Below are 18,993 nucleotides of genomic sequence, written 5' to 3'. Positions count from 1 at the left end.
CCGCTTCAACGGCCGGAGCCTGTTTGTCGGAGGCGGCCTGGCGGGAGAGCGGGTTGCCATCCGGCCGACCGCGACCGACGGCATCTTCGACGTGGTGTTCATCCGTAAGACCGTGCGCCAGATTGATCTCAGGCAACCCAAGCCATGACTATCCACCCGTTACCCATGTCTCCCGACAAGCGTTACCCATGTATACCGGCTGAACACGTGGCGCACCCTACGGTTAGACAGGTGCCAGGGGCATACCCCGTATGGCAGTGCAACCACTATCCTGTGCGGTCTCGGCTACTTCAAATTTTCTGGAGCATGATAGCCATGACCACGCGCAACCCGGAACACTGGCTGCACTCCCACCAATTCCACCAGAGCAATCTGTCGGCCGAGCGCAAGACACGCCTGGCGATGTGGATTACCGCGGTGATGATGCTGGCCGAGATTGCCGGGGGCTGGTACTTCAACTCCATGGCGCTGCTGGCCGATGGCTGGCACATGAGCTCCCACGCGCTGGCGCTCGGCCTTTCGCTGTTCGCCTATGCCGCCGCGCGCAAGCTGGCCCACGACCGGCGTTTCGCCTTCGGGACCTGGAAGGTGGAGATATTGGGCGGCTACTCCAGCGCCATCCTGCTGTTGGGGGTGGCGGGCCTGATGGTGTTCCAGTCGGTGGAACGCCTGCTGTCGCCGGGGCCGATCCACTATGACGAAGCCATCGCCATCGCGGTATTGGGGCTGGTGGTGAACCTGCTCTGCGCCTGGCTGCTGCGCGATGACCACGACCACCATCACCACGATCATGGCCACGAGCACGCCCATCACCACCACGACCACCACCATCACCACGACCTCAACCTGCGTTCGGCCTACTTGCACGTGGTCGCCGATGCCGCGACTTCGGTGCTCGCCATCGTTGCCCTGTTGGCCGGCAAGTTCTGGGGTGCGGCCTGGCTCGACCCGGTAATGGGCCTGGTGGGCGCCGTGCTGGTGGCGCGCTGGGCCAAGGGGCTGCTGCGTGATAGCGCGCGAGTGCTGCTGGATGCGGAGATGGACGCACCGGTGGTGGAAGATATCCGCGAGGTGATTGCTGCGTTGCCGACAGCTCCCACCATTACCGACCTGCATGTCTGGCGGGTCAGCAAGGACAGCTACGCCTGTGTCCTCACCCTGGCCACGACGGGGGCGATCGACGCCGACAGCGTGCGGCAGGCACTCGCCATTCATGAGGAGTTGGCCCACGTGACAGTGGAAATCAATCGGCTGGGGGCGTCGATGCCAGCCTGATCCACGGGACTGTGCGGATGAGCACCTCGCAGAATGGGTTGAGCTTGCGAGACACATCGACCTCCGCTGATGGGTTTCGCTTCGCTCTACCGCATCCTACGGGCTCGCACATGGATGGTGGTGTGCCGGTGGACAGGGTGTCGGCAAATCAGTAGCGTCGCCGGGATTGCTTCAAGGCAAGCAAGGATTAAAGGAACGACAGGGACGTAATATGACTTTCCATCGCAATGTGGCGTGCGGCCTGGTACTAATCGGCCGGCAACGATAAGCGCATGTACACGTTACTTGACTTCAAGAACAAGGATTTTGCCGAGTACTTCAACTCGGCATTAAGACGACATGGTCTGGACTCTTACGTTTTCACCGTTGGGCTTAGTCCGGATGGTGAGGAAATATTTTCTGTTGCGTGTCTGAACGCAAGCGAGCTCCAGCAAGCGAGGTATCTGATCTACAGCAGCAGATACTTCCTGAACGACATACATCCTGAAGCCGCAGCAGAGCTCCGAGAAATACGGAAGAGAAATGCCCAGGGCATTCTTGCGCTCGCCACTTCCAGGCCAGTGATCATCTTCTCCGTACTGGCATTGGCTGCCGCCACGCTTGGTTACTTCCTCGATCTGTGAGGCATGACCAGGAGCGAGGCGGATTCATTCTTTCCCGATAGTGTGAGCAAGTGGAAGCATTCGCTCACGTCGGGCGTCGACCGACCTTGGGGATGTATATGAGTTTCTCCGCGAAGCTGGCACTCTTTTGGATCGCCATCCTGCTGGTGCTCGCGTTTATTGCGTTTCGTCCGAGAAGCTTCGTGACCCGCCTGTTGCTGACTTGGCATGGCCCGACTCCCCGTGATGGGGAAAGAAAGAGCCGGTATCAGCTCCGTTGGTGCCTCTATTCATTGATATGCCTGGTCCAGATTGTCCTTGTCTTTGCGATTGGTTACATCGCTTCGGTCGCAATTCCGGAGCTCATGCAATCGATGTTTGTCATGGCGCTCATTATTTTTGTTCTTCCCTTGCTGGGTGGTATGGCGCTTTTGGGGGCACTTGGAGCGCTAGTGGCCTCAATGAAGACGAGGTTTGTCGGCCCGGACCCGGTCTGGTCGCCGGATTCCCCTCAGTAAACCATCGGATGCTGTGTCCGAATAGAGAAACGCCGCACCTTGTGAGTGCGGCGTTTTTGCGAGGGCGGGCTGTTGACCCGCTAAGCGATTGAAATCGCCCCCACAGTGAGCCCGGTCGGGCTCGGTGAAGGCATCAACCCTTGCGCGGCAGTTCCGTGGGCAGGTCTTTCCCCGCCTCGGGCACCTTGGGGTGGATGAGGGCCTGACGGACTTTCTCGTAGTCGTCGTAGGGCAGGCCGGCGCGGCTGAGCATCTCCAGGGCGAATTGCTTCACCTCGGCATCGGTGTAGGGGCGTTGCTCGGGTTCCGGTTGGCTGGCACAGCCGGCGAGGATCAGCGCCAATACGGACAGCGCAAGGATGTGTGCGTGTTTCATGGGTGTCCCCGGTGTGTATTGGTGAGTGCGTGCAGGCTACCAACCGACCGGGAGGGGGAAAAATCATCCCCGTAGATAATGACTATTGCCTCAACCGCAAGGATGCCGCGATTGCAGGGAGATAGTGAGCAGGCTAACCTTTTCCTTCTCAAATTCATCGGATGATTGGATGTTTGCCATGTCCGCTCCCGCCCTCAAGCGCTCCCTGGTGGATATCGCCCTGGAGCAGATCCGTCAGCGCATCGACAACGGCACCTGGCCCCTGGGCCAGCGACTGCCACCCGAACCCGAACTGGCCGAGATCATCGGCATCAGCCGCAACACCGTGCGCGAGGCGGTGCGGGTGCTGACCTTCTCCGGCGTGCTGGAAGTGCGCCAGGGCGACGGCACTTACGTGCGCGCCTGTGCCGATCCCCTGGCCACCATGCAGGCGCTGGCCCGCAGTTCGGTGGAGCAGGCGCTGGAAGCCCGGGGGATGATCGAGATCGAGGCCTCGCGCCTGGCCGCCCTGCGTCGTACCGAGGATGACCTCGCGGACCTGCGCGTGGCCCTGGCCGCATCCGCCGCGCGTTCCGGCTACGAGGACCTGGAGGACTACATAGTCCACGACCTGGCCTTCCACCAGCGGGTGGTGGACAGCGCCCACAACCCGGTGCTGAGCCAGCTGTATCGCTACTTCTCCCAGGTGATTCGCGTTGGCCTGGAGCGCACCATCTCCGACCCCGAACGGCCGCAGCCGAGTTTCGACCTGCACCGTGACCTGCTCGATGCCATCGAACGACAAGACGCGGACGCCGCCGCAGCGGCCAACCGTGCGTTGCTGATCTGACCTTGCCCCCTTATTGGAGCTGCCTTGCATGAACGCCCCGAACCCCATGGATGACCCCAAGCCGGCCTGCCCGCCGGAAGAGCTGCTGATCGACGCCGAAGCCGACGATGAACCCCAACCCCACGTGCTGCGAGGCAGTTCCTGGCTGCTGCTGGTGGGATTGGTGATGGTGGCCCTGAACCTGCGCCCGGCGCTGTCCAGCCTGGCGCCGATGCTGAACATGGTGCGTGAGGCCACGGGCCTGTCGGCCACCGGCGCCGGCCTGCTGACCACCTTGCCGGTGCTCTGCCTCGGCCTGTTCGCGCCGCTGGCACCCATCCTGGCGCGGCGCCTGGGCAGCGAGCGCACGGTGCTGCTGATCCTCCTCACCCTGGCCGGCGGCATCGTGCTGCGCAGCTTGTTCCCGGTGGCGGGGCTGTTCCTTGGCAGCCTGGTGGCGGGGGCGAGCATCGGCATCATTGGCGTGCTGCTGCCGGGCATCGTCAAACGGGACTTCCCCCATATCGCCGGGCTGATGACCGGCGTCTACACCATGGCCCTGTGCCTGGGCGCGGCGCTGGCCGCCGGCGCCACGGTGCCACTGGCCGAGCTGATGGACCGTGCCTGGCAGCCGGCGCTGGCCTTCTGGGCATTGCCGGCCATCCTCGCCGCGCTGATCTGGCTGCCCCAGACCCGCCAGACCCAGCACGCCCACCGCCAGGTCTACAAGGTGACCGGCCTGTGGCGCGACCCGCTGGCCTGGCAGGTGACCCTCTACATGGGCCTGCAATCGTCCCTGGCCTACATCGTGTTTGGTTGGTTGCCGTCGATCCTGATCGACCGTGGGCTGAGTGCAGTGCAGGCGGGGCTGGTGCTGTCCGGGTCGGTGATGGTGCAGCTGATCAGCGCCCTCGGCGCGCCCTGGCTGGCCACCCGCGGCCGCGACCAGCGCGCCGCGGTGGTGCTGGTGATGGGCCTTACCCTGGCTGGCCTGCTGGGCATGCTCTATGCGCCGCTGTCCGGTATCTGGGGCTGGGCCGTGGTGCTCGGCCTGGGGCAGGGCGGCACCTTCAGCATTGCCCTGGCCCTGATCGTGCTGCGCTCGCGGGATGCCCACGTGGCCGCCAACCTTTCCGGCATGGCCCAGGGCGTGGGTTACACCCTGGCCGCCATGGGCCCGTTGATGGTGGGCGTGGTGCACGACCTGACCGAGGGTTGGAGCGCGGTGGGAATCATCTTCGTGGTGATCAGCCTGGCCGCCACGGCGTTCGGCCTAGGCGCCGGACGCAACCTGTATGTGGCGGCGCGCAGCGAGCATCTCTGAAGCTCTGGCGTGGCGCGTTGGTGGAAGTGAAAAGCGACTTCCACCCTTGTCCGGCTGAGGCATTTGTAGGATGTGGTAGAGCGAAGCGAAACCCATCAGCGCCGATCGATGGGTTTCGCAGGCTCTACCCATCCTACGAAGAAGTGCCCGCTTGCGGCTCAGGGGCGCCAGTTGGCGTTGAATTTTTCCGCCAGCTTCTGTTCGCGGAAGCGTTCGACGATGAAGTCGATGAACACGCGGGTCTTGGCCGGCAGCAGCTTCTGCGCGCTGAAGTAGAGGGACAGGCTGCCGGTCTCCACGTACCAGTCCGGCAGCACCCGCTCCAGCGTTCCGCGTTGCAGGTGGGGCAGGGCGTGCACGGTGCTGACCAGGGTCACGCCCAGCCCCTGCATCGCCGCATGGCAAGCCGCTTCCGGGTCGCTCATGGTCATGCGCAGCTTCAGTTCCAGGGTGGCCTGGCGGTCGTCGCGGGTGCGCAGTGGCCAGTTGCGCACACGGCCGGTCTGGGGGGAGCGGATGAGGATGCCATCGTGCCGGATCAGGTCTTCCGGTGATTCGATGGTCGGGTGCTGGGCCAGGTAGTCCTTCGAGGCCAGCAACACCCGATGGCCCGGCGCCAGTTGGCGGGCGATCACTCCGGGCGGCAGCTCGAAACCGCCGCCGATGGCCGCGTCGAAGCCTTCTCCGATCAGGTCCACTTGGCGGTTGTCGAAGTGCCAGTCGGGGACTATCGCCGGGTAACGGGCGAGGAAGTCGGACAGGTGCGGCAGGATGTAATCGCGGCCGAAGGCCACGCCCATGCTCACCTTGAGGGTGCCCGCCGGCTGGCCCTGGCTGGTGGCCAGACTGGCCACGGCGCCCTGGATGGTCGCCAGGCCGCCACTCACCTCCGCCAGGAAGCGCTCTCCCGCTTCGGTCAGGGTCAGGCGTCGGGTGCTGCGCAGGAACAGGCGCACACCCAGGCCGGACTCCAGCCGGGCCACGTTCTTGCCCACCGCTGCGGGCGTCAGGCCCAGGCGGCGCGCAGCTTCGGCGAAGCTTCCAGCCTCGGCGGCGCGCACGAAGCACTCGATGCTGCTGAGGGTTTCCATGGGCTCTCCATAAACCTTTGGTATCGACTGAATATAGCGATTGCCAGCTTATCGGTTGCGAATGCGAGGTGAATACTGGGGCCGTCTTCCACCCACTTCCCCGTTTCAGGAGACCTCAAATGAGCACCAGCAAAACCCTCGAAGGCAAAGTCGCATTCATCCAGGGCGGTTCCCGTGGCATCGGTGCCGCCGTTGCCCTGCGCCTGGCCCGTGACGGCGCATCCGTCGCCCTGACCTACGTCGCTTCCGCCGCTGGCGCGCTGGAAGTGGTACAGACCATCGAAGCGGCAGGCGGTCGCGCCATCGCGATCCAGGCCGACAGCCGCGACGAGCACGCCATCCGTGCTGCCATTCGCCATACCGTGGATACCTTCGGCCGTCTCGACATCCTGGTGAACAACGCCGGCGTACTGGCCGTGGCGCCCATCGAAGAGTTCCGGATCGAAGACCTGGATCGCACGCTGGACGTGAACGTACGCAGCGTGGTGATCGCCAGCCAGGAAGCCGCCCGTGTGATGGGCGAGGGTGGCCGGATCATCACCATCGGCAGCACCAATGCCGAACGCATGCCCTTCGCCGGTGGTTCGGTCTATGCCCTGAGCAAGGCGGCGGTGGCCGGTTTCACCAAGGGCCTGGCCCGCGACCTCGGCCCGCGCGGCATCACGGTCAACAACGTGCAGCCCGGCCCGGTGGATACCGACATGAACCCGGAGGATGGCGATTTCGCCGACTCCCTCAAGCAGCTCATGGCCCTGCCGCGCTATGGCAAGGCGGAGGAAATCGCCAGCTTCGTGGCCTACCTGGCCGGCCCGGAATCGGGCTACATCACCGGCGCGAACCTGACGATCGATGGCGGGTTCTCGGCCTGACGACGGGCAGATGGTCGCCCGTAGGATGGCGTGTAGGAGCGAGCTTGCTCGCGAACGGTCTGTGCGAAGTTTCGCGAGCAGAGCTCGCTCCTACGATAGCGGTGGAAATGAAGAGCGATTTCCACCCTACAAAAGGCGGATCAACCTGTCCCGCAGCGCCTGATCCGGCTCCTTCCCCCGTCCTGCCTGGAGGTTGTCCAGCATGTGACGGGGGTTTCCCGTTCCGGGGATCACGCAGGTCACCGCCGGATGGCTCAGGCAGAATTTCAGCAGCAGTTGCGACCAGCTCGTGCAGCTGTAGTCGCCGGCCCACTCCGGCAGCGGTTGCTGCAACAGGTTGCGCAGCAGGTTGCCGCCGTCGAAGGGACGGTTGATCAGCACCGCCACACCGCGCTCCTGCGCCAGGGGCAGGATGCGTTCCTCGGCATCGCGGTCGTTGAGGGCGTAGTCGATCTGCAGGAAGTCCAGCTTTTCGGCGCGCAGCACCCGTTCCAGTTCGTCATAGGCACTGGAGGTGTAGTGGGTGACGCCGAGATAACGGATGCGGCCTTCCTCCTTCCATTGCCGCAGGGTCGTGAGGTGTTCCTGCCAGTCCACCAGGTTGTGCACTTGCATCAGGTCGATGCGCTGGCGCCGCAGCAGGCGCATGGAATGCTGCATCTGCTCGACGCCGTGCTGGCGACCCTGGGTCCACACCTTGGTGGCAACGAAGGCCCGGTCCTGGGCCTTGAGTTCGCTCAGCAGGCCACCCACCACTTCTTCCGCCTGGCCATACATGGGTGAGCTGTCGATCACCGAACCACCGGCAGCGAAGAGTGCTTCCAGCACCTTGCGACAATCTGCCCAGGCCGCGCTGGCGTCGTGGGAGATATCGAAACCCCGGTAGGTGCCGACGCCGATCACTGGCACCTGCTCGCCGGTGGAGGGAATGGCGCGACGGAGCACCGGCTGTTGCCCCATGTCGGCGCCGAGGCCGAAGGGGCTCATGGCCAGGAGCGCCGTGCCAGCACTCAGGCGAAGGAATTCGGCGCGGGTGATGCCGGTTCTCATGGCTCGGTCTCCTGTGATGGGGACGAAGATTCAGTGTGCTCGTGCCGGCGGCCGAGGCGCCACCCCAGTGCGGACCAGGCCAGGGCTACAGCCGCGCCCACCAGCGCCACCGCGGCGGAGGCCAGGCCGAAGCCGGTAAGCAGCGCATTGAGCCAGGCGCTCAGGGCGTCACCTCCGCGATAGACAACGGTATCGATGAAGTTCTTCGCTCGATATTTCTCCTGGGCGCCGAGTGGTACGAAGAGCATTTCCCGGCCCGGCCGCACGAAGGCGTACTCACCGACCCGGCGCAGCACCATCACCGAGGCCAGTACGGAGAATTGCGGCAGCATTGCCAGGCCGATAAAGCCCAGGGCCACCAGCAGCGGCACCACCGCCAGCAGCGCGCCGACGCCAAAGCGCTGTGCCACGCGTCCGGCGATGAACAGCTGGCAGGCGAGGGACAGGGCCTGCACGGTGAAGTCGATCAGGGCGAAGACGCGTACTTGCTGGTGACTGTCCGGATACAACGCCGCCACCAGCCGCGCCTGCTCGAAGTAGAGGAAGGTGCTGGTGCAGGAGAGCAGCAGGACGAAAGCGCAGATGCCCAGCAGGTAGCGCGAGCCCAGCACCTGGCTGATACCGGCGAAGGGGTTGCCGGGTACCGGCCGTTCCGGCGGTTCGCTTTCCGCTCCGGGCCGCCCGGCACCGCCGGTTCCTCGCCAGTCCATCAGCACACGGCGCATGGCCAGGGTGGGCAGCAGGAGGAGGGCGGCCAGCACCAGCAATCCGGTGGTTCCCAGATCGCTCACCAGCAGGCCGCCCGCGAGCGGCCCGATCAGCCCGCCGAGGCTGGCGCCGGCAGCGATGGAGGGGAACAGCCGTTTGGCCTGGCGGCGGTCGAACACGTCGGCCAGCAGGCTCCAGGCCAGGGACACCACGAACAGGTTGTAGACCGACAGCCAGACGTAGAAGGCCCGCGCCGTCCACAGCGGGTCCGGCGTGCGCCACAGCAGCCAGGCGAAGCCCAGCAGGTTGCTGGCGAAGAACAGGTAGACGCAGTCGAGGAAGATCCGCCGGGGCACCCGTGCGTTCAGCCAGCCGTAGGCCGGCACTGCCAGCAGCATGGCGATGAACGTGGCGCTGAACAGCCATTGCAGGTTCTCCACACCACCGGCGATGCCCATGGTTTCGCGCACCGGACGCAGCATGAAGTAGCCGCCGAACAGGCACAGCAGCAGGGCGAAGGCGGCCAGGGCCGGAGCCAGTTCACCGGGCCTGGCATGGATGGCGCGGTGGAGGAGGGACATGGTGGTGGTTCGTGTGGGGTGGTCTGGTGGTTTTAGACCATGGGGAGGCGGGGTGCTGGTATTGGCGGTCGCAGGGTGTTGGGGGCGGTATTTATTGTGGGAGCGAATTCATTCGCGAAGGGCCGCGCAGCGGCCTGTTGGTTTGCATCGCGAATGAATTCGCTCCCACATGGGAAAGCAGGTCCGGTGGCTACAGCCCGTACTTCTTCACCTTGTCGAACAGCGTGGTCTTGGCCATGCCCAGCGCAATGCAGGCCTGGCTGAGGTTGCCGCCGTGGCGTTCGAGGGCGGCGCTGAGGAGGGATTTTTCGAAGGCTTCCACCGCCTCGGCAAAGCGCGGTTCGTTGCCGTCCGGGGTCTGGCCGCTCTTCTTGAACACCGGCAGGCCGAGGGCGAAGCGTTCTGCCACGTTGCGCAGTTCGCGAACGTTGCCGGGCCAGTCGTGGGCCATCAGGGCGGAGACGGTGGCGTTGTCCAGCTCCGGCGCGGCGCGGTCGAAGCGCAGGGAGGCCAGCTGCAGGAAGTGCTCGAACAGCAGCAGGATGTCTTCGCGGCGGTCGCGCAGTGGCGGCAATTCCAGGGTGACCACGTTGAGGCGGTAGTAAAGGTCGCTGCGGAAGCGCCCGGACTTGCCTTCCTCGTTCAGGTCGAACTTGGTGGCGGCGATCACCCGGCAGTCCACCGGAATCGGCTGGTTGGAGCCCAGGCGCTCCAGGGTCTGCTCCTGCAGCACGCGGAGGAACTTGATCTGCAGGTTGATCGGCATGCTCTCGATTTCGTCGAGGAACAGAGTGCCCTGGTGGGCGTGCTCGATCTTGCCGATGCGTCGCTTGCCGGCGCCGGTGAAGGCGTGGGCTTCATGGCCGAAGATTTCGCTGTCGAACAGGTTCTCCGGCAGGCCGCCGCAGTTGAGGGCGACGAATTCGCGCGTGTGGCGCCGGCTGGAATCGTGCAGGCAGCGGGCGACCAGTTCCTTGCCGGTGCCGGTCTCGCCTTCGATCAGCACGTTGGCCGAGGTGTCGGCGACGTTGGCGATCAGCTCGCGCAGGGCCTGGATGGCCGGTGAGCGGCCGATGATGCGTTGCTCAAGGGATTGGCGGCTGGCCAGTTGGCGGCGCAGGCTGCTGACTTCGCGGTCCAGGCGGCGCTTCTCCAGGGCGCGGCGGGTGACGTCCACCAGACGCTCGGGGGAGAAGGGCTTTTCCATGAAGTCGTAGGCGCCGCTGCGCATGGCACCCACCGCCATGCTGATGTCGCCGTGGCCGGTGATCAGCACTACCGGCAATTGGCGGTCGCGGGCCTTGAGGCGTTCCAGCAGGGTCAGGCCGTCCATGCCCGGCAGGCGGATGTCGCTGATGACGATACCGGCGAAGTCCTCGCCCACCGTTGCCAGGGCTTCTTCGGCACTGCCGACACCGATGCTGGGGATGTCTTCCAGGGCCAGGGCCTGCTGGCAACCGAGCAGGACGTGGGGATCGTCTTCGACGATGAGGACGTTGAGCGGCTCGGTCATGGTCGGGGGCTCGCGTTCGAATCGGGGCTGTCCAGCAGCGGCAGGCTGAGCTCGAAGGCAGTGCCGCCGCTGTCGGGGTGGTGCGCCGCGAGGCTGCCGCCGGCGGCGGTGGCAAGGCTGGCGGAGAGGGTCAGGCCCAGGCCGAGCCCGTGCTCGCCGGGCTTGGTGGTGAAGAAGGGCTCGAACAGGTGCACGCGGTTTTCCGGGTCGATGCCGGGGCCGTTGTCGCGTACCTGCATGCGGTAGAGGCCGCCGTCGGCCCGGCCGCTGAGCCAGAGCTGGCAGTCGGTCTGGCCACTCATGGCGTCCAGCGCATTGGTGATGAGGTTGACCAGGATCTGCTCCAGGCGGGTCTGGTCGATGGCCAGGAGCACGTCGTCCACGTCCCGGTGCAGCGCCAGCGGTGAGCGCTCCAGACGGGCGTTCAGCAGGAACAGGGCCGCGTCCACCGCCTTGCCCAGGCGAGCCTGCCCGTGGTCGTCGGAACGCCGGGCGAAGGCCCGCAGGCTGGCGGTGATGCGGCCCATGCGGTCCACCAGTTCGTTGATGGCGGAAAGATTGGTGGTGACGGTGTCCAGGGCGCCGCGCTCGAGGAAGCGCATGGCGTTGCCGGACAGGGTGCGCAGGGCGGCCAGGGGCTGGTTGAGCTCGTGGGCGATGCTGGTGGACATCTGCCCGATCACCGCCAGCTTGCCGGCCTGGACCAAGCGGTCCTGGGCTTTGCGCAGGTTGTCTTCGGTCTGCTTGCGTTCGCGGATTTCCGCCAGCAGGCGGCTGTTGCTGGCGCGCAGGTCCTGGGTGCGTTCGGCGATCTTGCGTTCCAGCTCGTTGTTGGCCGCCAGCAGCGCTTCACGGGCAGCCAGGCGGGTGGCGATGACCTTGCGGCGCTCGTTCCAGGCGATCAGCAGGAAGGCCAGCAGGGCGAAGCCGACGGCAGCGAGCATGCCCTGGATCACCGCTTCGCGGCGCAGGTCGGCCAGCGGCGAGAGCAGGGTGAAGTGCCAGGGTGTGTCGTTGAGGGTGCGGGTCTGCGCCAGGTAGGCGACGTCGCCTTCCGCCTCGCCCTGCGGGCCGCTGGCGGCGAAGCTGATGGCTTCCAGGCCTTCGCCCAGCACCTCGCGGGTGCGTGGCTCCCATTCGTTCAGCGCCCACCAGTAGTACTGCAGGCTGCGGGCCAGGCGCTCCTTGTCTTCGGCGGAAAGCGGACGCACCGCCTTCATGCGCAGGGCCGGGTCGCTGGAGAGGATGATGATGCCGTTCTCGTCACTGACGAAGGCTTGCAGGCGGGCCTTCTCCCAGCGCTCCTGAAGGGCTTCGAGCTTCACCTTGACCACCGCGACGCCGATGATCCGGCCCTGGTAGCGCAGGCCGTGGGCCAGGTAGTAACCCGCTTCGCCGGTGGTGCTGCCGATGCCGTAGAAGCGGCCGGGGCGACCCTGCACGGCTTCCTGGAAGTAGGCGCGGAAGGCCAGGTCTTCGCCCAGGTAGCTGTCGGCATCGCGCCAGTTGCTGGTGGCCAGCACGCGGCCATTGGTGTCCAGCAGGTAGATGGCGCGGGCGCCGCTGCGGCGGTTCAGGCCTTCGAGGTAGTCGTTGACCAGATTGCGCCGGTAAGGCGTGGGATTGAGCAGCAGGTGGCTGACGCTGGATTCCAGCTCCAGCAGGCTGGGCAGGTAGGTGTAGCGGTTGATCTCGCTTTCCACGGCGCGAGCGTGGAGTTCCAGCTGGCGCTCGCCGTTGACCTGCAGCTGGCGGATGCCGGCTTCCTCACTCAGGTGAAAGCCGATGTAGCCGAAGCCCGCCATGCACAGGAGCAGCAGCAGGAACAGCAGCAGGTGGCGGGAAAGACGCGGTTTCACGGTCAGGGCTGGCGGCATGGCGCGGAAGCTGGCGGTGGGGCATTGCATCATAGACATCCGGGCCATGCCAGTCGCCGCCCGGCGCGGGGACCGAGCGGTGGAGTGGGAATGTAGGAGCCAGCTTGCTGGCGAAGCGCTCGGCCATTCGCGAGCAAGCTCGCTCCTACAGGTGCATCAGTGCTGCAGGATCTTGGCGAGGAACTGCTGGGCGCGGTCGGAACGGGCGTTGACGTCACCGAAGAACTCGTCCTTGGCGCAGTCTTCGACGATCTGTCCGCGGTCCATGAAGATCACCCGGTCGGCGACCTTGCGGGCGAAGCCCATTTCGTGGGTCACGCACATCATGGTCATGCCTTCCTGGGCCAGCTCGACCATCACGTCCAGCACTTCGTTGACCATTTCCGGGTCCAGTGCGGAGGTGGGTTCGTCGAACAGCATCACCACCGGGTCCATGGCCAGGGCGCGGGCGATGGCAACGCGCTGCTGCTGGCCGCCGGAGAGCTGGCCGGGGTGCTTGTGGGCATGGGCCTTGAGGCCGACGCGGTCGAGCAGCTTGAGGCCTTTCTCCAGGGCTTCGTCCTTGTTGCGGCCGAGCACCTTGGTCTGGGCGATGGTCAGGTTCTCGGTGATGGACAGATGCGGGAACAGCTCGAAGTGCTGGAACACCATGCCAACGCGAGAACGCAGCTTGGGCAGGTTGGTGGCCTTGTCGGCGATAGAGGTGCCATCGACCACGATGTCGCCTTTCTGGAAAGGCTCCAGGGCGTTCACGCACTTGATCAGGGTGGACTTGCCCGAGCCCGACGGGCCGCACACCACCACCACTTCACCTTTCTTCACCTCGGTGCTGCAGTCGGTCAGCACCTGGAAGTCCCCGTACCACTTGTTGACGTTCTTGATGGAAATCATACGGCTAACCTTTTCTGCAGGAGTTTGACCAGCTGGGAAGCGATGAAGCTGACGCTGAAGTAGACCAGGCCGGCGAAGATCAGGAACTCGTGGGGCTGGCCGATGATGTCGCCACGGGAACGGGCGGCGTTGAGGAAGTCCATCAGGCCCACGGTGTAAACCAGCGAGGTGTCCTGGAACAGGATGATGCTTTGCTGCAGCAGCAGCGGGGTCATCTTGCGGAAGGCCTGGGGCAGGATGATCAGGCGCATGCTCTGGCCGTAGGTCATGCCGAGGGCCGAGGCCGCACCCATCTGGCCTTTCGGGATGGCCTGGATGCCGGCGCGGACGATTTCGCAGAAATACGCCGCCTCGAACATCATGAAGGCCACCAGGCACGAGGTGAACGCGCCCACCGGCGTGTCTTCACCGGTGATCGCCCGCAGCAGGAAGGGCACTGCGAAGTAGAACCAGGTGATCACCAGCAGCAGCGGGATGGAGCGGAAGTAGTTGACGTACAGCCCGGCGATCTTCGACAGCATCGGGTTGTGCGACAGGCGCATCAAGGCCAGGACGGTGCCCAGCGCCACGCCACCGACGACGCCCAGCACCATCAGCTGGAAGGTCATCAGCAGGCCGTCGGCCAGGCCCGGCAGGGCGGGAATGATTGCGGAGAAATCCATCACTTACCCCCTACGGAGATCAGGCCGGGCACCGCGACTTTCTTCTCCACCAGGCGCATGAACAGCATCAGGCTCATGTTCAGGGTGAAGTAGATCAGGGTGGCCAGGGTGAAGGCTTCGAACAGGTTCGCGGAGAACTCGGCGGTCTGCTTGGTCTGCGCCAGCAGCTCCATCAGGCCGATCAGCGACGCCACGGAGGAGTTCTTGAAGATGTTGAGGAACTCGCTGGTGAGCGGCGGAATGATGATGCGGAAGGCCTGGGGCAGCAGCACGTAGCGGTAGATCTGCGGCAGGCGGAAGCCCATGGCGCGGGCGGCGCCGAGCTGGCCTTTGGGCAGAGCCTGGATACCGGTGCGCACCTGCTCGCAGACGCGGGAGGCGGTGAACAGGCCGAGGCATACCACGACGCTCAGGTAAGCCGAGGTGGCCGGGTTGAGGTCCTGCTTGAACCAGATTTCCAGCGGTTCGGGCAACAGGTCCGGCACCAGGAAGTACCAGAGGAACAGCTGCACCAGCAGCGGCACGTTGCGGAAGATTTCCACATAGACGGTGGCGAAGCCGGAAACCCAGCGGTTCGGTACGGTGCGCATCACGCCGAGCAGCGAGCCCAGCAGCAAGGCGATGATCCAGCCCGCCAGGGCGATGGCGATGGTCCAGCCCAGGCCGGTGACGAACCAGTCCAGGTAGATTTCGCTGCCGATCCCGGTGGACTTGAAGAACACGCCCCAGTCCCAGTTGTAATTCATCAGGGTTGTCCCCTATCAGGTCGATCTGTCTGCGGTTGAAGGCAGTGGAAGGGGAGAAGACTCCCTCTCCCTCTGGGAGAGGGCTGGGGTGAGGGCTGCATGACATTGCACGGAGCCCACCACCCTCACCCCCGGCCCCTCTCCCAAGGGGAGAGGGGAGAAGAGCGGCCCATCTCCCGCCGGGAGATGGGCGCGACAGGTCAGATTTCTTCAGCCGACTTGTCGGAGGGGTTGGCGACCAGCTTCTTCAGCTCTTCGCTCATGGGGAAGTTCAGGTTCAGGCCCTTCGGCGGGATGGGCTGGGTGAACCACTTGTCGTATATGCCGTTGATTTCGCCGGAGGCGAAGGTGTCGGCGATGGCCTTGTCGACCACTTTCTTGAAGGCTTCGTCGTCCTTGCGAACCATGCAGCCATAGATTTCGAAGGACTGCGGCTTGCCGGTCACGACCCAGTCATCGGGCTTCTTGGCCTTGGCCATTTCGCCGTAGAGCAGGGCGTCGTCCATCATGAAGGCCACGGCGCGGCCGGATTCGAGCATCAGGAAGGACTCGCCGTGGTCCTTGGCCGAGATGATGTTCATGCCCATCTGCTTCTCGGCGTTCATGGACTTGAGCAGACGCTCGGACGTGGTGCCGGCGGTGGTCACGACGTTCTTGCCTTTCAGGTCGTCGAACTCGTTGATGTTGGCGCTCTTCTTGGACAGCAGGCGGGTGCCCACTTCGAAGATGCCCACGGAGAAGCCGACCTGCTTCTGGCGCTCCAGGTTGTTGGTGGTGGAGCCGCACTCGATGTCGACGGTGCCGTTCTGCACCAGCGGGATACGGGTCTGGGAGGTCACCAGGTTGTAGCGGACCTTAAGTTCCGGCATGCCCAGTTCCTGCTTGATGGCCTCGACCACTTTCAGCTGGAGGTCATGGGAGTAGCCGATGGGCTTGCCCGGCTCGGTGCCGAGGTAGGAGAAGGGGATGGAAGCGTCACGGTGACCGAGGGTGATGGTGCCGGTCTCCTTGATCTTCTTCAGGGTACCGGTCAGCTCGGCGGCAAAAGCCGGAGCGGAGATCAGGGTTGCTGCGATAGCGGTGGCCAGAACCTTGGGGAGCATACGCATGAACGACAGTCCTCGATGTTGTTTGTTCTTATCGGCGCGAGTAGGAAGTCGCGTCCGTCGGGATCTGTATTGGCAGAATGCGTGCCAGCTGTATGGTGGTCTGAAATTTTACTTAAGTTGTTGATATTTAATAGTTTTATATCGATAGGGGGCTATCTGGATTTGGGGTGTGTCCGGGCTTCCGAATATGCGCGCCGAATGTCGTTCGGGTTTCCGAACGGGTGACTTTGCGGTCATGTCTGGAGGGGGTGGTGCCGAGGCACAAAAAGCCCCCTCTCCCTCTGGGGTGAATCGGCATGGTTTTGGAAGCACTGCTTCCGTTGCCGATGAACGCCTGAGCGCGAAGCACTCAGGCTGGGGCGCAGAGCGGGGTTGGGGTGAGGGAGGCGGCAGCTCGCTGGACGTTCCAGGGCAGACCTTCGGCCTGCTTGGCGAATGAATTCACCCCTACAAGGAAAGGCAGGTCCGTGTTTTGTGGGAGCGAATTCATTCGCGAAAGGGCTGCGAAGCAGCCCCTTGGCTTACTCAACCGCCTTGGGCACCTCGCTCCCCCTCGGCTTCGGCGCGAACTTCGCAGCCAGGCGCATGGAGGTGGTGACCAGGCGCTGGTAGAGGGTCGGCAGCAGGCGCTGCATGCTATCCAGGGCCCAGGCATCGGCACCGATCAGGATGCGTCGACTGTCGCGCAGCACGCCGCGCAGGATCACCTCGGCGGCCTTGTCCGGGCTGGTGCGCAGCAACTGGTCGTTGAACTGCTGGCGGGCGCGGCTGGAGTCCTGGCCGGTGACCTTGGCCAGGCTGTCGTTCATTCGCGCGGTCTTGGCGATATTGGTGCGGATGCCACCGGGGTGAACGCAGCTGGCGGAAACGCCGCTGCCTTCCATGTCCAGTTCCTGGCGCAGCGACTCGGTGAAACCGCGCACGGCGAACTTGGTGGCGTTGTAGGCGCTCATGCCGGGCTGGGCGAACAGGCCGAATACGCTGGAGACATTGACCACATGGCCTTCGCCGCTGGCCTTGAGGTGCGGCAGGAAGGCCTTGGTGCCGTACACCACGCCCCAGAAGTTGATGTTCATGATCCACTCGTATTCCGAGTAGTCGCTGCCATCCACCGTGCCGGCATGGGCGACGCCGGCGTTGTTGAAGATCAGGTTGACCCGGCCATGGTCCAGCACCACCTGTTCGGCCCAGGCGTGCACGGCATCACGGTTGGCGACGTCGACGCGGGTTTCGGTGACCTGCACGCCCAGCTTGCGGGCCATGGCGGCGGTTTCCGCCAGACCGTCGGTGTTCACGTCGGCCAGGGCCAGGTGGCAGCCCTGGCGGGCGAGGGCACAGGCCAGGGCGCGGCCGATGCCGGAGCCGGCACCGGTGACTGCAGCGACTTTGTTCTCGAAGGATTTCATGCTGGTACCTCTTGATTAGCCATTAGCAGCGGGCCCTGGGCGGCGTGCACCGGCAGGCTGCGGCTGAATTGATAGGCCGCCGGGTCGAAGTTGCGGGTCAGCAGGCGGAAGCGCCAGGTGAAGCCGGGCCAGACGGTGCAGTTACGGCCGCTTACCGGGTGCAGGTACCAGCTCATGCAACCGCCGGCATTCCACACGGTATTGCCCAGGCTGCCCTGGAGCTTGCCGTTGAACTTGTCCTGCACGTCGCGCTTGACCTCCAGGCTGCGCAGGCGGCGGGAGTCGAGCAGATCGAGGGCGCCGAGCACGTAATGGATCTGCGATTCGATCATGTAGACCATGGAGTTGTGGCCCAGGCCCGTGTTCGGCCCCATGAGGAAGAACAGGTTGGGGAAACCGGCGGTGAGGGTGCCTTTGTAGGCTTCCGGGCCTTGCGGCCAGGTGTCCAGCAGGTCGACACCGTTGCGGCCGAAGACCACGCCACGGGGCAGCGGGTCGCTGGGGGTGAAGCCGGTGCCGAAGATGATGGCGTCGACTTCGCGTTCCGTGCCGTCGGCGGTGACGATGCTGTTCTTGCGGATTTCCTGGATGCCGTCAGTGATCACGTCGACGTTGGACTGGGTCAGCGCCGGGTAGTAGTCGTTGGAGATCAGCACCCGCTTGCAGCCCATGGTGTAGTCGGGCGTGACCTTGGCGCGCAGGACCGGGTCCTTGATCTTGCGCTTGATGTAACCCCTGGCGACCCATTCGGCGAGCTTCATCACCTTCGGCGTCAGGGCGAAGCCAATCACGCGGCTTTCGAGGATGGCGTAGATGGCGCCGCGCCAGAGCTGCTGCAGGAAGGGGAAGCGCTTGAAGCGGGAGCGCTCGCCCTCGCTGATGGCGCGGTCCGGCTTGGGCATGATCCAGGGCGCGGTGCGCTGGTAGAGGTCGAGCTGGGCGACCTGCTTCTGGATCTGCGGCACGAACTGGATGCTGGAGGCACCGGTGCCGACCACGGCGACGCGTTTGCCGGTGAGGTCGTAGTCGTGGTTCCACTGCTGGGAGTGGAAAGTCTCGCCCTTGAAGTTCTTCAGGCCGTTCAGCGCCGGGATCGACGGGGTGGACAGGGCGCCCATGCCGGAGACCACGAACTGCGCGCTGTAGTGGTTGCCGGCGGCGTCTTCGATCTGCCACAGCTCGTCCACGTCGTTCCAGGCCAGGCGGGTGATCTCGGTGCCCAGCAGCGTCTTGTCCTGCAGCCGGTACTTTTCCCAGCAGCCTTCCAGGTAGGACTTGATCTCTTCCTGCTTGGCGAACATCCGCGTCCAGTTCGGGTTCGGCTCGAAGGAGAAGGAATACAGGTGCGATTGCACGTCGCAGCCGCAGCCCGGGTAGTTGTTCACTCGCCAGGTACCGCCGATGCCGGGTTCCTTCTCGAACATCAGGAAATCGTTCTCGCCTTTCTGCTTCAGGCGGATCGCCATGCCGAGGCCGGAGAAACCGGAACCTATGATGGCGATCTTGCAATGGCGGGCAGAGGGTCGGGGTGACGCAGTCATTGGCCGGGCTCCTGTTCTTATTAATTGCGGCGTATACAGCTGTATA

General features: G+C 64.6%; 18 protein-coding genes. 6 read left to right on the top strand and 12 right to left on the bottom strand.

Features of this window, described 5'->3' with window-relative positions:
* Nucleotides 1-315: 315 nt before the first annotated feature.
* The 3 genes from dmeF (at nucleotide 316) to E8E91_RS04145 (ending at nucleotide 2,395) form a co-directional block, all read left to right on the top strand.
* Nucleotides 316-1,275, top strand: coding sequence for a CDF family Co(II)/Ni(II) efflux transporter DmeF (gene dmeF / locus E8E91_RS04155; protein WP_280374722.1), 960 nt, complete (start codon nucleotides 316-318; stop codon nucleotides 1,273-1,275).
* 272 nt (nucleotides 1,276-1,547) lie between these two features.
* Nucleotides 1,548-1,898 carry a hypothetical protein gene (locus E8E91_RS04150; protein WP_280374721.1) on the top strand — a complete coding sequence of 117 codons (351 nt, stop codon included), beginning with the start codon at nucleotides 1,548-1,550 and terminating at the stop codon, nucleotides 1,896-1,898.
* A 98-nt stretch (nucleotides 1,899-1,996) separates the two neighbouring features.
* Nucleotides 1,997-2,395: a hypothetical protein gene (locus tag E8E91_RS04145; RefSeq protein ID WP_280374720.1), complete on the top strand. Its 399-nt coding sequence runs from the start codon at nucleotides 1,997-1,999 to the stop codon at nucleotides 2,393-2,395.
* A gap of 133 nt (nucleotides 2,396-2,528) precedes the next feature.
* Here the strand turns inward: E8E91_RS04145 and E8E91_RS04140 are convergent, their stop codons facing one another.
* The gene (locus tag E8E91_RS04140) at nucleotides 2,529-2,771 is read right to left on the bottom strand and encodes a hypothetical protein (RefSeq protein ID WP_280374719.1); all 243 of its coding nucleotides are present in this window, start codon (nucleotides 2,769-2,771) and stop codon (nucleotides 2,529-2,531) included.
* Nucleotides 2,772-2,949: 178 nt separating this feature from the next.
* Here E8E91_RS04140 and E8E91_RS04135 point away from each other — a divergent pair, with 178 nt between their 5' ends.
* A complete protein-coding gene (locus E8E91_RS04135; protein ID WP_280374718.1) occupies nucleotides 2,950-3,600 on the top strand; it encodes a FadR/GntR family transcriptional regulator in 651 nt (216 codons plus the stop codon).
* Nucleotides 3,601-3,628: 28 nt separating this feature from the next.
* Nucleotides 3,629-4,903 (top strand): CynX/NimT family MFS transporter, encoded by a 1,275-nt coding sequence (locus tag E8E91_RS04130; protein WP_280374717.1) that lies wholly within the window; start codon nucleotides 3,629-3,631, stop codon nucleotides 4,901-4,903.
* A 158-nt stretch (nucleotides 4,904-5,061) separates the two neighbouring features.
* Here E8E91_RS04130 and E8E91_RS04125 read toward each other — a convergent pair whose 3' ends face one another.
* Nucleotides 5,062-5,994 carry a LysR family transcriptional regulator gene (locus E8E91_RS04125; RefSeq protein ID WP_280374716.1) on the bottom strand — a complete coding sequence of 311 codons (933 nt, stop codon included), beginning with the start codon at nucleotides 5,992-5,994 and terminating at the stop codon, nucleotides 5,062-5,064.
* A gap of 119 nt (nucleotides 5,995-6,113) precedes the next feature.
* Here E8E91_RS04125 and E8E91_RS04120 point away from each other — a divergent pair, with 119 nt between their 5' ends.
* On the top strand, nucleotides 6,114-6,863 hold the full coding sequence (locus E8E91_RS04120) for a 3-oxoacyl-ACP reductase family protein (RefSeq protein ID WP_280374715.1): 750 nt from the start codon (nucleotides 6,114-6,116) through the stop codon (nucleotides 6,861-6,863).
* A 126-nt stretch (nucleotides 6,864-6,989) separates the two neighbouring features.
* Here the strand turns inward: E8E91_RS04120 and E8E91_RS04115 are convergent, their stop codons facing one another.
* The 10 genes from E8E91_RS04115 to E8E91_RS04070 form a co-directional block, all read right to left on the bottom strand.
* Nucleotides 6,990-7,913, bottom strand: a complete 924-nt coding sequence (locus tag E8E91_RS04115) for an aldo/keto reductase (RefSeq protein WP_280374714.1) — start codon at nucleotides 7,911-7,913, stop codon at nucleotides 6,990-6,992.
* Nucleotides 7,910-9,202: an MFS transporter gene (locus tag E8E91_RS04110; RefSeq protein ID WP_280374713.1), complete on the bottom strand. Its 1,293-nt coding sequence runs from the start codon at nucleotides 9,200-9,202 to the stop codon at nucleotides 7,910-7,912. Before E8E91_RS04110 ends, E8E91_RS04115 begins: the two co-directional genes overlap by 4 nt.
* Nucleotides 9,203-9,392: 190 nt before the next feature.
* The gene (locus tag E8E91_RS04105) at nucleotides 9,393-10,715 is read right to left on the bottom strand and encodes a sigma-54 dependent transcriptional regulator (RefSeq protein ID WP_280374712.1); all 1,323 of its coding nucleotides are present in this window, start codon (nucleotides 10,713-10,715) and stop codon (nucleotides 9,393-9,395) included.
* Complete coding sequence (locus E8E91_RS04100; protein ID WP_280369168.1) at nucleotides 10,712-12,622, bottom strand: sensor histidine kinase; 1,911 nt, start codon at nucleotides 12,620-12,622, stop codon at nucleotides 10,712-10,714. The genes E8E91_RS04105 and E8E91_RS04100 overlap by 4 nt, the downstream gene beginning before the upstream one ends.
* Nucleotides 12,623-12,748: 126 nt before the next feature.
* Nucleotides 12,749-13,483, bottom strand: a complete 735-nt coding sequence (locus E8E91_RS04095) for an amino acid ABC transporter ATP-binding protein (RefSeq protein ID WP_280374711.1) — start codon at nucleotides 13,481-13,483, stop codon at nucleotides 12,749-12,751.
* Nucleotides 13,480-14,148 (bottom strand): amino acid ABC transporter permease, encoded by a 669-nt coding sequence (locus E8E91_RS04090; RefSeq protein ID WP_280374710.1) that lies wholly within the window; start codon nucleotides 14,146-14,148, stop codon nucleotides 13,480-13,482. The genes E8E91_RS04095 and E8E91_RS04090 overlap by 4 nt, the downstream gene beginning before the upstream one ends.
* A complete protein-coding gene (locus E8E91_RS04085) occupies nucleotides 14,145-14,891 on the bottom strand; it encodes an amino acid ABC transporter permease (RefSeq protein ID WP_190829933.1) in 747 nt (248 codons plus the stop codon). The genes E8E91_RS04090 and E8E91_RS04085 overlap by 4 nt, the downstream gene beginning before the upstream one ends.
* Nucleotides 14,892-15,091: 200 nt before the next feature.
* Nucleotides 15,092-16,000, bottom strand: coding sequence for a glutamate/aspartate ABC transporter substrate-binding protein (locus E8E91_RS04080; protein WP_280374709.1), 909 nt, complete (start codon nucleotides 15,998-16,000; stop codon nucleotides 15,092-15,094).
* 521 nt (nucleotides 16,001-16,521) lie between these two features.
* Nucleotides 16,522-17,406 carry an SDR family NAD(P)-dependent oxidoreductase gene (locus tag E8E91_RS04075; RefSeq protein ID WP_280374708.1) on the bottom strand — a complete coding sequence of 295 codons (885 nt, stop codon included), beginning with the start codon at nucleotides 17,404-17,406 and terminating at the stop codon, nucleotides 16,522-16,524.
* Nucleotides 17,403-18,947, bottom strand: a complete 1,545-nt coding sequence (locus E8E91_RS04070; protein ID WP_280374707.1) for an NAD(P)/FAD-dependent oxidoreductase — start codon at nucleotides 18,945-18,947, stop codon at nucleotides 17,403-17,405. The genes E8E91_RS04075 and E8E91_RS04070 overlap by 4 nt, the downstream gene beginning before the upstream one ends.
* Nucleotides 18,948-18,993: the final 46 nt, after the last annotated feature.

The organism is Pseudomonas sp. BN515 (genome assembly GCF_029873155.1).
Classification (GTDB): domain Bacteria; phylum Pseudomonadota; class Gammaproteobacteria; order Pseudomonadales; family Pseudomonadaceae; genus Metapseudomonas.
Note: the sequence above shows the minus strand (reverse complement) of the source record. Positions and strands in the feature narration are given on the sequence as shown.